Genomic DNA, 12,807 nt, shown 5'->3' with positions numbered 1-12,807 from the left:
GCCCGCGTGACCGGGCGCCGTCGGCGGCGCCAGTGTGTCGACCACGCGATTGGGACTACTCCCCCTCGACGCCCGCGAGCCTACCAACCCGCGGGTCAGAGGGTCACACCGACCAGGACCGGCTCGTTGACCAGCTCGACGCCGAACGCCTCGCGGACGCCGCGCCGCACCTCGCGGGCGAGCGCCAGGAGGTCGGCGGTGCTGGCGCCGCCCGGGTTGGTCAGGGCGAGGGTGTGCTTGGTGGAGATGCGCGCCGGGCCGACGGTGTGGCCCCTGCCGAAGCCGGCGCGGTCGATCAGCCAGGCGGCGGACGTCTTGACCCGTCCGCCGGTCTCCGGGTAGCGCGGGAACGTCGCGTCCGGGCCGAGGCGGTCGGCCACGCGGCGCTCCAGTTCGGCGAGCTGGCCGGGTTCCAGGATCGGGTTGGTGAAGAACGACCCGGCGCTGCGGCTGTCGGGGTCGGCCGGGTCCAGGACCATGCCCTTGCCGCGCCGCAGTTCGAGGACGGCGTCGCGCGCCTCCTTCAGCGTCACCCTGTCCCCGGGCCGGACGCCGAGCTGCTTCGCGAGTTCGGTGTAGGCGATGGGCCGCGACTCTTCGGCCTCGTGGAGCGCGTACGTCACGTCCAGGACGACGAACCGGTCGTGGCCTTTGAAGGCGCTGTGCCGGTAGGTGAACCGGCAGGCGTCGCGGTCGAGGGCGACGACGGTGCGGGCCTCCCGGTCGTAGGCGCGGACCTCGACGATCGTCTCGCTGACGTCCTGGCCGTAGGCGCCGACGTTCTGGATCGGGGTCGCGCCGACGCGGCCGGGGATGCCGGACAGGCACTCGACTCCGGCGAGCCCGTCGGCGACGCAGCGCGCGACGAACGGGTCCCAGTCCTCGCCGGCCTGGACCCGGACGTGGACGGTGTCGCCTTCGGCGGCGACGCGTTCGGTGCCGCGCGTGCCGACGTGGACGACGGTGCCGGGGAACCCGTCGTCGGACACCACCACGTTGCTGCCGCCGCCGAGCACGAGCACGGGTTCGCCCGTGTCGTCGGCCTTGCGGATCGCGGACACGAGTTCCGCCTCGGTCGTCGCCTCGACGAAGCGGCGGGCGGGGCCGCCGAGCCGCAGCGTGGTGTATCCGGCCAGGTTCACCTCTTCAGCGAACACCGCCACGTTCGTGTTCCCCTCCCGTACGTGCCCGGTCACCCGCCGCGTCCCGTCCGCGCCGTCCGCGGGCCGTTTCCGCGCGGCCGCGTCCGGCGGCCGCCCGGCACCGGCCGGGCGTCCCGGCCGGTGCGTCGCCACGGTGCGGTTCAGGCGAGCCTGACGACCGCCTTCGCGCGCGTGAGGACCTTCTGGTCGTTCGACTTGGCGGTGAGCGCCACGACGACCTTGTTGTCGTCGAGCTTCTCCTCCACCTGGCCGCTGATCTCCAGGGTCGCGCCGCCCTCGTCGGGGACGACGACCGGTGAGGAGAACCGTACCCCGTAGTCGACGACGGCACCCGGGTCGCCGGCCCAGTCGGTGACGAACCGGCCGCCCTGCGCCATCGTGTACATGCCGTGCGCGATGACGTCGGGCAGGCCCACGGCCTTGGCGGTGGACTCGCGCCAGTGGATGGGGTTGAAGTCGCCGGACGCGCCCGCGTACATGACGAGGTTGGCGCGGTCGACGGCGTACGTCTGCGCGGGGATCTCGGTGCCGACCTCGACGTCGGCGTAGTTCACCTTCGCGGTCATCAGGCCCCCCGCTCCACGATCGTGTTGTAGGTCTTGCAGATCAGCTCGCCCTCGACGGTCTTGATGTCGGTCTCGATGACCATCTTCTCGTTGCTGCCGATCGACTTGATCTCGGTGACGGTCGAGGTGCAGGTCACGACGTCGCCGGCGCGGACCGGTCGGGTGTACTCGAAGCGCTGCTCGCCGTGCACGACCATCGCGTAGTTCAGGTTGAGGTCGGGGTCGGCGAGGGCGGCGTTGCCGAGGGACACGACGATGGGGAAGGTCGGCGGTGCGATGACGTCGGGGTGGCCGGCCGCCTTGGCCGCCTCCTGGTCGCGGTACACGGGGTTGCGGTCGCCGATCGCGTCCGCGAACTCGCGGATCTTCACCCGGCTGACCTCGTACGGCTCGGTGGGCGGGAAGGTCCGCCCGATGAAATCACGGTTGAGTGCCATGCAATCCCGTCCCTCCAGGTCGAACAGGTGCCTGGTGCCCGCCTGGGCACGCGCTGCTTCCGTCTCGGTCGGACGGTAACAGAACGGCGTTCAGCCCGCCCTCGCGGGTGTCGTGTCGCGAGGACGGGCTGATCACGTCAGGGCAAGCATGCGAAGAAGCGACCGTTTCGCGGCCGGGCCGTGCGTTGCCGGGCCACGGCGCCGCGACCGACCGGCGGCTCCCGGTGCGGACGATGGTTCCCGGCTCCGCGCGAGAACGCGGCGGGCGGTACTCCGCCCGTCCGGACGGCGCTGGTTAGCGGGTCTCCCGGTGCGGACGGTGGGTCCGGCAGTTGGGGCAGTACTTCTTGATCTCCAGGCGGTCCGGGTCGTTGCGCCGGTTCTTCCGCGTGATGTAGTTGCGGTGCTTGCACTCCTGGCAGGCCAGCGTGATCTTCGGCCGGACGTCGGTGGCAGCCACGATGGAGTGCCTTTCTTACTGGGGAATGGGACTTCGGACCTCGGCCGCCCGTGCGGGCGGCCGGTGATCGCACCCAGCCTGCTCACCCCCGGGACCGGGGATGAGAGACATGGGTAGTAGCGAGGGCCGGACTTGAACCGGCGACACAGCGATTATGAGCCGCTTGCTCTGCCTGACTGAGCTACCCCGCCGTGATGGTCGGTGTGGACCGGAATGCAAGGATACCGGATGCGCACCGCGCCCCGGAAACGCGAAAACCCGGATCATGATCGGGGCATCGGTTCCGCGGGCTCCGCCGGACCGCCTCCAGGATACCGGGCGCGCCGATGACCTGCGAAACGTCCTGCCGGAACCGGTGGGACGCTACCACAGCCCCCTGTACGGAGCGAATCAGGTATCCGCGGGACACCCGGCCCGGATACGCCGAAGGCCGCCCCTGCACCGGGACGGCCTCTGAGCTGGTGGTTCTGAACTGGTGAGCCCCTTTACGGAATCGAACCGTAGACCTTCTCCTTACCATGGAGACGCTCTGCCGACTGAGCTAAAGGGGCCTGCGTCGTTCGCGCAGTGAAACCATACACGGAGACGGGACCGCGCGCGAACTCGTTACCCCCGCCCGTAGCCCCGCCCGTAGAGGCCGGCGAGGGCGTCCGCCCGGTGCGCGGCGCACGGGTCCGGGCGGACGGCGTCCTCGCTGGTCAGCGCAGCAGACTGCGGGCGATGACGAGCTGCTGGATCTGGCTCGTCCCCTCGTAGATGCGGAACAGCCTGGCGTCCCGGTAGAAGCGCTCGACGCTCACGCCGCGCATGTAGCCCATGCCGCCGAACACCTGCACGGCGCGGTCGGCGACGCGGCCGACCATCTCCGAGCAGAAGTACTTGGTGCAGGACGGCCCGAGCTTGGTGTCCTCACCCGCGTCGTAGGCCCTGGCCGCCTCCAGGACCATCGAGCGTCCCGCGTACAGCTCGGCCTGGGAGTCGGCGATGAGCCCTTGCACGAGCTGGTACTCGCCGATCGTCTTACCGCCCTGGCTGCGTTCCTTGGCGTACGCGACCGTCTCGTCCAGGATTCTCTGGGCGAGACCCACGCAGACGGCGGAGATGCTGATCCGGCCGTGGGCGAGGGATGCCATGGCGGTGCGGAAACCGGTTCCCTCCGTCCCGACCATGTTGCGGGCGGGGACGCGGACGCCGTCGAAGAAGACCTCGGCGGTGTGGGCGCCGCGCTGGCCCATCTTCTCGTCGGGCGGTCCGATCGTCAGGCCGTCCGCGCCCTTCTCGACGAGGAACGTCGAGATGCCCCGGGAGCCGGTGCCGCCCGTCCTGGCGAAGACCATGAAGACGTCGGCCTCGGGCGCGTTGGTGATGAAGCGCTTCGCGCCGTCGATGACGTAGTCGCCGCCGTCGCGGGCCGCGGTCGTGGTGAGGGTGCTGGGGTCGGAGCCGGCTTCGGCCTCGGTGAGCGCGAACGCCCCGACGACCTCCCCGGACGCGAGTTTCGGCAGCCAGGTGTCCCGCTGCTCGTCCGTCCCGGCGTTGACGAGGACCTGCCCGGCGATGCCGTTGCTGGTGCCGAACATCGAGCGGAACGCGGGGCTGGCGTAGCCGATCTCGAAGACCAGCCGCACCTCCTCGCTCACCGTGAGCCCGAGACCGCCGTACTGCTCGGGCAGCGCGTACCCGAACAGGCCCATGTCCCGGGACGTCTGCCGCAGCGGCTCCGGGATCGCGTCGGTCTCCTCGATCTCCTCCTCGCGGGGGATCACCTGGTCGCGGACGAAGCTGCGGACGGCCTTGAGCACGTCGGCGAAATCCTGAGACTCCATGGCACCCATTCTAGAATCAGATTCCAGGATGGCGCCCGTCTTCGCCGCCGCCGATTCCGGCGCCGGAACCGGCGAGGTCGGAACCGGCGGCGGCAGAACCGGCGGCGTCAGAACCGGACGAGGACCGCGGTGGCGTCGTCGTACCGCTTCCCGCGCGGGCCGGTCGCGGACCCCTCGGCCTCCCTGGTCCGCCGGATCAGCTCCCGCGGCCCCTCCTCGTCCAGCAGCCGGAGCAGGTCGCCCCAGCCCATCCGCCCGAACCGCTCCACGAGCCTGGACGCCCCGTCGCTCAGCACCGCCGCCCGCCGCAGCCCCGCCACCGGCACCTCACCGGTCAGCCCCTCGTACGCGGCCTCCGGTCTCGTGCTCGCCACCCAGAACCCGCCGGGGCTGTTCCGCAGGCTCCGCACGGACTCCAGCGTGTAGCTCGGCAGATGGTCGACGCGGTCGTCCCGGAAGACGCGCACCTCGCCGTCGTCCACCACGATCGGCGAGTCGGCGAGGACGTACCACTCCACCGCCGGGCCGCGCCGGCGCAGCAGCGACACCGTAGCCGAGGGGCTGTCCGGGTTCTGCAGGTCGCAGGTCCCCGCGTGCCCCTCCCCCGTCACCTTGATCGCCTCCGCGACCAGGTCGGGCAGCGGCCGGCCGTCCTCCGGCGCCAGCAGCGCCGCGATCCGCCCGCCGAGCCTGCGCACCAGCCACGCCGGGTCGTGCCGGCACCCGCTGTCCACGCCCGGCGGTGCCGTCGCCCCGTCCAGCAGCGCGACCCACCCGGGGCCCGCCGCCACGAAGTCCTCGTTCGGCCGCCCCGGAGTCGCCTCGCTCGCATAACTCACCTGCACGGACGCAGGTCTACCCCCTGGGCCGCCCCGCCGGTCACCGGTAGACCAAAACCCGAACATCGGGCCCCCGCGGGTCCGGCCGCGCCCCTCGTACCGGACGGTAACAGCACGGGCGGGACCCGCATAGTCTGTTGAGAGGCCCGACACAGGTGGTCCGGGGAAGGAAGTCCAGGTCACCCGGCATGGAGGCGGTGCACCCGCCGCGATCGCTCCGCCGGATGCGGGTGGGGGAGGCGTCTCGGCGAGCGCTGCCGGTTAACGTTGCACCACGACAAATAACCGCATTGCGGGAAAGTCTCGGGTAAACACGCCATGCGACACCTTCCCGGCGGACATCTGTAGATGGGAGAAACAATGAGCGGTGAGCCGAGCGGGACAGCCGAGCCCCATATGTCGCGCCTCCTGCGCTCGCGGCGCGACGCGGTCCTGGGCCGGTGGGTCGAGCTGGTCACCGAGGGGACGCGCGGCCGCATCACCGAGGCCGAGGTGCGCTCGGAACTGACCGAGCTGTACGACCTGGTCGAGGGCGCGCTCACCGACCCCGGCGGCACCACCGCGGGGGAACTGCGCGCGGCGCTCGCCGACATCTCCCGCAGCCGCGCCCGGCAGGGCTTCAGCCCGACCGAGACCGCCATCGGCGTGTTCGCGCTCAAGCGGGCCGTCCACGAGGAGCTGGAAGCCGGCGACGACGGGGTCTACGCCGACTTCATCGAGTTCTCCGCCTACATCGACGAACTCGGGCTGGCGACCTTCGAGACGTACGCCAACGCGCGCGAGCAGGTCATCGCCGACCAGGCCGAGCAGCTGCTGGAGCTGTCCACGCCCGTGGTGAAGCTGTGGGACGGCATCCTCGGCGTCCCGCTGGTCGGCACGCTGGACTCTGCCCGCACCCAGGTGGTGATGGAGACGATGCTCCAGATGCTCGCCGACACCGGCTCCCGGTACGCCGTGATCGACATCACGGGAGTGCCCGCGGTCGACACCGAGGTCGCGCAGCACCTGCTGAAGACGGTCATGGCGGCCCGGCTGATGGGCGCCGAATGCGTCATCTCCGGCATCCGCCCCCAGATCGCGCACACCATCGCCGCGCTCGGCATCGAGTTCGGCGACATCGTCACCAAGTCCAGCCTCGCCGACGCGCTGGCCCACGCGCTGCGCGGCAGCGGCCTGCGGGTCCTCGGCGAAAAGGACTCGTGATGCAGCAGATACCGATCCTCAAGATCGGCCGGTTCCTGCTGGTGTCCATCCAGACCGACCTCCAGGACCAGACCGTCATCGCGCTCCAGGAGGACCTGGCCGACGCGATCGTCAGGACCGGGGCGCGGGGTGTGATCATCGACATCTCCGCGGTCGACATCGTGGACTCGTTCATCGGCCGGATGTTCGCCACCATCGCCGCCATGGCGCGGCTGATGGACGCCGAGACCGTCGTCGTCGGCATGCGTCCCGCCGTGGCGATCACGCTGGTGGAGCTCGGGCTGTCCCTGGACGGCGTCCGCACCGCGCTGGATCTGGAGCAGGGGATGCGGCTCCTCGAGTCGTCGCTGGGTGACCGGTGACCACCGAGCCCACCGGCGAGATGCCCATCGCCAGTAATGACGACGTCGTGCGCGTGCGGCAGGTCGTGCGGACCGTGGCGGCCTCGGCCGGCTTCTCCCTCGTCGACCAGACCAAGATCGTCACCGCGGCCAGCGAGCTGGCGCGCAACACGCTCGTCCACGGCGGGGGCGGTTCGGTGGGCATCGCCCAGGCCGTCAGCGACCGCGGCAAGCCCGGTCTCCGCATCGTCTTCACCGACCAGGGCCCCGGCATCCCCGACACCGAGCAGGCCCTGGTCGAGGGATGGTCCAGCGGGAACGGGCTCGGGCTCGGCCTGTCCGGCACCCGCCGTCTCGTGGACGAGTTCTCGCTCGACAGCGTGCCCGGCGAGGGCACCACGGTGACGGTGGCCAAGTGGACCCGGTGACGGTCGCCGACTGGACGGCCAGCCCGACCGCGGACGAGTCGCGCTGGTTCACCGTCGAGGAGATCAGCGCCGCCGCCGGGGTGCGGCGCGGCATCACCGTGTTCGCCGAACGGCTCGGCTTCGCCGGGGAACGGCTCGGCCAGGTCCAGCTCGCGGCCACCGAGGCCGCCACCAACCTCGCCAAGCACGCGTCGCGGGGCGAGATGCTGGTGCGCGTCGTCCGGGACGGGACCGCCGCGGCGCTGGAGATCGTCTGCGTGGACCACGGCCCCGGCATCGCCGACGTGCCCCGCTCCCGCCTCGGCGGCTACTCCACCAGCGGGACGCTGGGCCTCGGGCTGGGCTCGATCGAGCGGCTCGCCGACCGCAGCGGCCTCCACTCGCTCCCCCGGGTCGGCACCACGCTCTACGCCCGGTTCCGGCAGCCGGCGGACGGCGCCGCGCCCGCGGCGTCCCGGTCCGACCCGCCGTTCGCCGGGGTGACCCGCCCGATAACCGGCGAGGCGGAATGCGGCGACGCCTACGCCGCGCTGGCCACCTCCGACGGGTCGGTGTACGCGATGCTCTGCGACGGTCTCGGGCACGGCCCGCTCGCGGCACGCGCGGCGCAGGAGGCCGTCCAGGTGATGCGGGAGACCCGGCTGCCGGCGCGCCCCGCCGAGATCCTCGAACGGATCCACCGGCGGCTGCGCCCCACCCGGGGCGGCGCCGTCGCCGTCGCGCTGATCGTCCCGGAGCGGGGGCGGGTACGTTATGCCGGAGTCGGGAACATCTCGGGGTGGATCGTCCATCCGGACCGCCGCACCGGGATGATCTCGGTTCCGGGAATCGCCGGGTCGCATGCCCGCGTCCGGGAGCAGGTCTACGATCTGCCGCCCGGGGCGGCGGTCGTGCTGCACTCCGACGGCCTGACCGAACGGTGGGATCCCGCCGCCCGGCCCGGGCTGTTCGGCCGCGAGCCCCTGCTGATCGCGGCGAGCCTGCTGCGGGACGCCGGTTCCAGACACGACGACCGTTCGGTGCTCGCGGTGACGTCGCCAGGAAGGGGGTGACCGCATGGCGGACGAGCTCGTGCGGCTGCTCCTCACCGCCGAGGAGGACGTGTTCGCCGTCCGGCAGGCCGGCAGGCACGTCGCCGCCGCCCTGCACTGCCCCCACCACGACCAGGTCCGCGTCGCCACCGCCCTCAGCGAACTCGGCCGGGAGCTGTACTCCTGCTACGGCCGGGTCTCGGTCGCCTTCCAGCTCGACCGGGACCACGACCCCGGCCTGATGATCGAGCTCGTCTTCACCCCCCGGCCGGACGTGGCGTGCCCCGGTGAGGGCGTCGCGGCCGCCGCACGCCTGATGGACAAGGTCGAGGAGGACGTCACGGGGGAGGTCGGCGTCGTCCGGACCCGCAAGAACCTGCCGCCGGGCGCCCGCGTCACCGACGACGGGCTCGACGAGCTGCGCGTCCGGCTGCGGCGGATGCACCCGGTCTCCGCGCTGGAGGAGCTGCGCACGCAGAACGTCGAGCTGATCGAGGCACTGGAGGAGTCCCAGCGCAGGCGCGAGGAACTCCAGGAGCTCAACGCCGAACTGGAGCAGACCAACCGGGGCGTGATGGCGCTCTACACCGAGCTCTCCGAGGAGTTGGAGAAGACCAACCAGGGTGTCGTGGCCCTGTACGCGGAACTGGACGAGAAGACCGACCAGCTCCGCGAGGCCGTCGAGACGAAGAACCGGTTCTGGGCCAGCATCAGCCACGAGCTCCGCACTCCCATCAACGGCATCCTCGGCCTCGCCCGCCTGCTGCTCGACCCCCGGAACGGTCCCCTCGGCGAGGAGCAGCAGCGGCAGGTGTCCCTGGTCATCGACACCGGGGCGGCACTGCTCGGGATGGTGGACGAGCTGCTGGACATGGCGAAGGCAGAGCAGGGCCGGCTGGAACCCCGTCCCGGCCTGGTCGACACGCACTCCCTGCTGGGCCAGCTGACCGCGCTGCTGGCGCCCATCGCCAAGCGCCAGGGCCTGACGCTCACCGTGGACGCCGCCGATGCTCCGCCCGTCCTGCTGACCGACGAGGTGATGCTGACGCGCGTGCTGCGCAACCTGCTCGGCAACGCGCTGAAGTTCACCGACACGGGAGAGGTGCGGCTGACCGTCCGGGCCGCGCCGGACCAGGTGACCTTCATCGTGGCCGACACCGGCAGGGGCATCCCGCCCGCCGACCGCGAACGGGTCTTCGAGGAGTTCTACCAGGTCCCCGGCGTGAGCGCGGGTGGCACGGGCCTGGGCCTGCCCTACGCCCAGCGGCTCACGATGCTCCTCGGCGGCGACCTCTCCCTGGAAAGCACCCTCGGTGCGGGGACGACCGTGACGGTGCGGCTGCCCACCCACCGGCCGCTCGCCGACCTCGGCCTTCGGCACGTACTCATCGTCGGCGAGGAGACGACGCGCCGCACCCTCCGCGGCCTGGTCGAGGACGTGGCCGACCGGGTGAGCGAGGCCCCGGACGCCGCCACCGCGCTGGACCTCGCCGCGTCCGCCGCACCCGACCTCGTCCTGCTCGGCTCCGGCGAGGACGTCACCGCCCTGCCGCCCGACGCGATGGTGGTGGCGGTCACCGAGGCGACGGCGTCGGGCCCGCCACCGCCCAGGGCCGACGCCACGCTGAGCAGGGACCACATCGATCCGGTCATGCTGGCGGAGACCATGCGGCAGATCAGGGAACGGCGAACGCGAGGGGACCGATGACGGACGTGGAGCACTGCACCGCGCTGGTCGTCGACGACGACAACACCAAGCGGTACATCATCGGGAGCTGGCTGCAGCGCGCGGGCCACACCGTGGTGTACGCGACGAACGGGGCGGAGACCTTCCATCGGCTCGCCGAACACGACGTGAACCTCGTCGTCCTGGACGTCAAGCTGCCCGACATGAGCGGCGTCGAGGTCAGCGCGCGGATCAAGGCGGACCCGGAGACCGCGTCCATGCCCGTCATCCACATCTCCGCGTGGGCGGTGGACGTCACCGACCGCACCCACGGGCTCCAGCGCGGCGCCGACGCCTACCTGACCGACCCCATCGACCCCGACGAGTTCATCGCGACCGTCGAGGCCGTCATGCGCTACTACCGCGCCCGGGTCCGGGCCGAGCGGGTGGCCGGCCAGCTCACCGCGTTCACCCGCACCTCCCTCGCGATCAACGCCGCGGAGAACTTCGAGGAGCTGACCACGGTCGCCGCCCGCGGCGCCTACGACATCTTCGCCGAGCCCGCCTCGGTGCTCGTCCTGGCCCCGGACGGCCGCCCCCGGCGGGCGGTCACCCTGGACGGCACACCCGAGCAGCGCACGAGCCCGCCCGGCGTGTTCGACCAGCTGACCGGCCTGATGGAACTCGGCGACGCGCCCGACACCGAAGTCGCCATCGTCTCCGCACACCAGTGGAAGTCGGTGCTGCCCGACGCGGTCGCCCACGGCGACGTCGCCGTCGTGATGTCCCGCTCGAAACGCGGCCGCCCCCCGATCTGCATCGGCATCGAGGCCCGCGGCGAGCCCGACGAGGTCGACCTCAACATCCTCCGCCAGCTCGGGCAGGCCCTGGCCCTGGCGATGGAGGCCATGCGCTCCTTCACCGAGCAGCACCTGATCTCCCTGACCCTGCAGCGCAGCCTGCTCCCCTCGGAGCACCCGTCCGTCCCGGGCTGGACGTTCTCCGTCCGCTACGAACCGGCAAGCGACCAGGCGGAGGTGGGCGGCGACTTCTACGAGGTCATCGACCGCGGCGAGCACGTGCTCGTCGCCATCGGCGACGTCCAGGGCCACTCCCTGCACGCCGCGACGGTCATGGCCGAGATCCGCCACGCCCTGCGCGCCTTCGCCGAGGAGGGCCACGACGCCGTCACCATCCTGAAACTCCTGAACGGCGTCATGCTGCGCTACCACGACGACCAGACCGTCACGATGTGCCTGATGACCCTCAACGTCCGCACCGGCGCCCTGCAGGTGGCCAACGCGGGCCACCTCCCCCCGCTGTACCTCACCGGCGGCGAGGCCCGCTACGGCACGGGCGGCGGCGTCCTCCTGGGCTTCCCCGCCGACCGCGTGGCGATCGAGGAGACCGAGGTCCCCCCGGGCGGCACCGTGGTCCTCATCACCGACGGCCTGATCGAAGACCGGGGCATCTCCCTGAGCACCAACCTGGAACGCCTGCGCACCATAGCCACCCCGGTCGACGACGACCTGGAACGATTCAGCGACCGCCTGATAGCCGAATTCGGCCACCGCGAAGACGACGTGGCCCTGGTGGCCCTCCGCCGCACCCCCTGAACGACCTCCCGGGCGGCCTCGGCCTCCACGATCGCGCTCCCGACCGTCCAGCCCGGAACCGGACCCATGGCCCCAGGTTTCGGACAGGGGCGGGCGCACATTACTGGACCATTTCGCGGCGGCGACCGCGGGCGTCCCGCTGCATGAGTCCGCTGATCAGTACGGTCGCCGGGCGCGGGCGAGAACCCTCCACTGATCATTTTCGGCCCCTCTAGCGGCCACTTCCGGTCAGCGATCTTTGTATCCACGCCGGCCCCGAGGGCCCCGGACCTCCCGGCGCCGCCCGGCAGAACAGCATTGTTTTCGCAGGTCAAGGCCATGAAAGGGCGTCCCGCAGACGGGCATGGTCCATCCGCTGGTGCGACTGAGGCCACCAGCGAGAGGACCACCGAGGGTAACGACACCGCATTTCACGACATCCCTCCCACCTGCGACTTTATCCACATCTCCGCAATAATCTCACTCTGGGCGACTATCGTCCCCCTGGCGCCGCGCTCGTGGCGTATCCCCCGGCGCACTCCCGAAGGAGCCCTGCCCCCGTGAAGCGTCACGACCCGCGTCCGCGCGTCCTGGCGGCCGCCGCCGTCGGGCTCGCGGGCCTGGCCGCGGCGGCTCTCCTCGGCTCACAGGCGTTCCAGCGGCACCCCGCCACCGCGGATCCGCCGACGCCCCCCGCCCCAGGCGCGCCGCAGGCGGCGGACGTCGCCGGGCCCTCCGCGGCGCCCGCACTGCCGCGTTCGGCACCGCTGCGGCTGGACGTGGCCCGTATCGGTGTCCGGGCACCGCTGATGTCCCTGGCCAAGAACCGGGACCAGACCGTCGAGACGCCCCCGCTGAGCCGCGCGCAGGAGCCCGGCTGGTACCGGCTGGGGCCCGCGCCCGGCAGCCGTGGCGCCGCGGTGATCATCGGCCATGTGGACACCGCGGACGGACCGGCGGTCTTCCACCGGCTCGGCGAACTGCGTCAGGGCGACCGGGTCGGCGTGCTCCGCGCCGACGGCCGCACGGCACTCTTCCGGATCGACTCGGTCGAGCGCTTCGACAAGGACCTGTTCCCCACCCGCCGGGTTTACGGGGACCCCGGCCACGCGGCGATCCGCCTGATCACCTGCGGCGGGCGCTTCGACCGCGGCAGCGGCCACTACACCGACAACGTCATCGCGTTCGGACACCTGGTCGGATCCGCCGGCGCGGGAACCCGCTGACATGCACGCGCCCTACGACCCCGCGT

Annotated in this window: 13 protein-coding genes and 2 tRNA genes; 7 read left to right on the top strand and 8 right to left on the bottom strand. The window is 71.8% G+C overall.

Translation table 11 applies throughout. The annotated features are described in order from the left end of the window. Window positions 1–95 precede the first annotated feature (95 nt). The 8 genes from E1289_RS11395 to E1289_RS11360 form a co-directional block, all read right to left on the bottom strand. Window positions 96–1,163: a UDP-N-acetylmuramate dehydrogenase gene (locus tag E1289_RS11395; RefSeq protein ID WP_131978832.1), complete on the bottom strand. Its 1,068-nt coding sequence runs from the start codon at window positions 1,161–1,163 to the stop codon at window positions 96–98. A gap of 140 nt (window positions 1,164–1,303) precedes the next feature. After that, window positions 1,304–1,729 (bottom strand): MaoC family dehydratase, encoded by a 426-nt coding sequence (locus tag E1289_RS11390; RefSeq protein ID WP_131978705.1) that lies wholly within the window; start codon window positions 1,727–1,729, stop codon window positions 1,304–1,306. Next, on the bottom strand, window positions 1,729–2,166 hold the full coding sequence (locus E1289_RS11385; RefSeq protein ID WP_131978702.1) for a MaoC family dehydratase N-terminal domain-containing protein: 438 nt from the start codon (window positions 2,164–2,166) through the stop codon (window positions 1,729–1,731). The genes E1289_RS11390 and E1289_RS11385 overlap by 1 nt, the downstream gene beginning before the upstream one ends. A gap of 295 nt (window positions 2,167–2,461) precedes the next feature. Further along, window positions 2,462–2,626, bottom strand: a complete 165-nt coding sequence (gene rpmG / locus E1289_RS11380) for a 50S ribosomal protein L33 (RefSeq protein WP_026404241.1) — start codon at window positions 2,624–2,626, stop codon at window positions 2,462–2,464. A gap of 117 nt (window positions 2,627–2,743) precedes the next feature. Continuing rightward, window positions 2,744–2,817: transfer RNA gene (locus E1289_RS11375), tRNA-Met, on the bottom strand. A gap of 287 nt (window positions 2,818–3,104) precedes the next feature. Beyond that, window positions 3,105–3,177 (bottom strand) — tRNA-Thr (locus E1289_RS11370). 147 nt (window positions 3,178–3,324) lie between these two features. Then, window positions 3,325–4,452 (bottom strand): acyl-CoA dehydrogenase family protein, encoded by a 1,128-nt coding sequence (locus E1289_RS11365; RefSeq protein ID WP_131978699.1) that lies wholly within the window; start codon window positions 4,450–4,452, stop codon window positions 3,325–3,327. A 107-nt stretch (window positions 4,453–4,559) separates the two neighbouring features. Then, a complete protein-coding gene (locus E1289_RS11360; protein ID WP_207928914.1) occupies window positions 4,560–5,297 on the bottom strand; it encodes a protein phosphatase 2C domain-containing protein in 738 nt (245 codons plus the stop codon). Window positions 5,298–5,651: 354 nt separating this feature from the next. Between E1289_RS11360 and E1289_RS11355 the strand changes: the two genes are divergently transcribed. The 7 genes from E1289_RS11355 (at window position 5,652) to E1289_RS11325 (ending at window position 12,781) form a co-directional block, all read left to right on the top strand. Next, window positions 5,652–6,494, top strand: a complete 843-nt coding sequence (locus tag E1289_RS11355; protein ID WP_243712754.1) for an STAS domain-containing protein — start codon at window positions 5,652–5,654, stop codon at window positions 6,492–6,494. Further along, window positions 6,494–6,856, top strand: coding sequence for an STAS domain-containing protein (locus E1289_RS11350; protein WP_207928913.1), 363 nt, complete (start codon window positions 6,494–6,496; stop codon window positions 6,854–6,856). Before E1289_RS11355 ends, E1289_RS11350 begins: the two co-directional genes overlap by 1 nt. Beyond that, complete coding sequence (locus E1289_RS11345) at window positions 6,853–7,263, top strand: anti-sigma regulatory factor (protein ID WP_279487325.1); 411 nt, start codon at window positions 6,853–6,855, stop codon at window positions 7,261–7,263. The genes E1289_RS11350 and E1289_RS11345 overlap by 4 nt, the downstream gene beginning before the upstream one ends. Further along, window positions 7,251–8,315, top strand: coding sequence for a SpoIIE family protein phosphatase (locus tag E1289_RS11340; RefSeq protein ID WP_131978690.1), 1,065 nt, complete (start codon window positions 7,251–7,253; stop codon window positions 8,313–8,315). Before E1289_RS11345 ends, E1289_RS11340 begins: the two co-directional genes overlap by 13 nt. A 4-nt stretch (window positions 8,316–8,319) precedes the next feature. Further along, the gene (locus E1289_RS11335) at window positions 8,320–10,002 is read left to right on the top strand and encodes an ATP-binding protein (RefSeq protein WP_131978687.1); all 1,683 of its coding nucleotides are present in this window, start codon (window positions 8,320–8,322) and stop codon (window positions 10,000–10,002) included. Further along, window positions 9,999–11,576 (top strand): fused response regulator/phosphatase, encoded by a 1,578-nt coding sequence (locus tag E1289_RS11330; protein ID WP_131978684.1) that lies wholly within the window; start codon window positions 9,999–10,001, stop codon window positions 11,574–11,576. Before E1289_RS11335 ends, E1289_RS11330 begins: the two co-directional genes overlap by 4 nt. A gap of 539 nt (window positions 11,577–12,115) precedes the next feature. Continuing rightward, the gene (locus tag E1289_RS11325) at window positions 12,116–12,781 is read left to right on the top strand and encodes a class F sortase (protein WP_207928912.1); all 666 of its coding nucleotides are present in this window, start codon (window positions 12,116–12,118) and stop codon (window positions 12,779–12,781) included. Window positions 12,782–12,807 lie beyond the last annotated feature (26 nt).

The organism is Actinomadura sp. 6K520 (assembly GCF_004349245.1).
In the GTDB taxonomy this organism is placed as follows: Bacteria; Actinomycetota; Actinomycetes; order Streptosporangiales; family Streptosporangiaceae; genus Spirillospora.
This window is presented reverse-complemented; position numbering and strand designations above follow the sequence as displayed.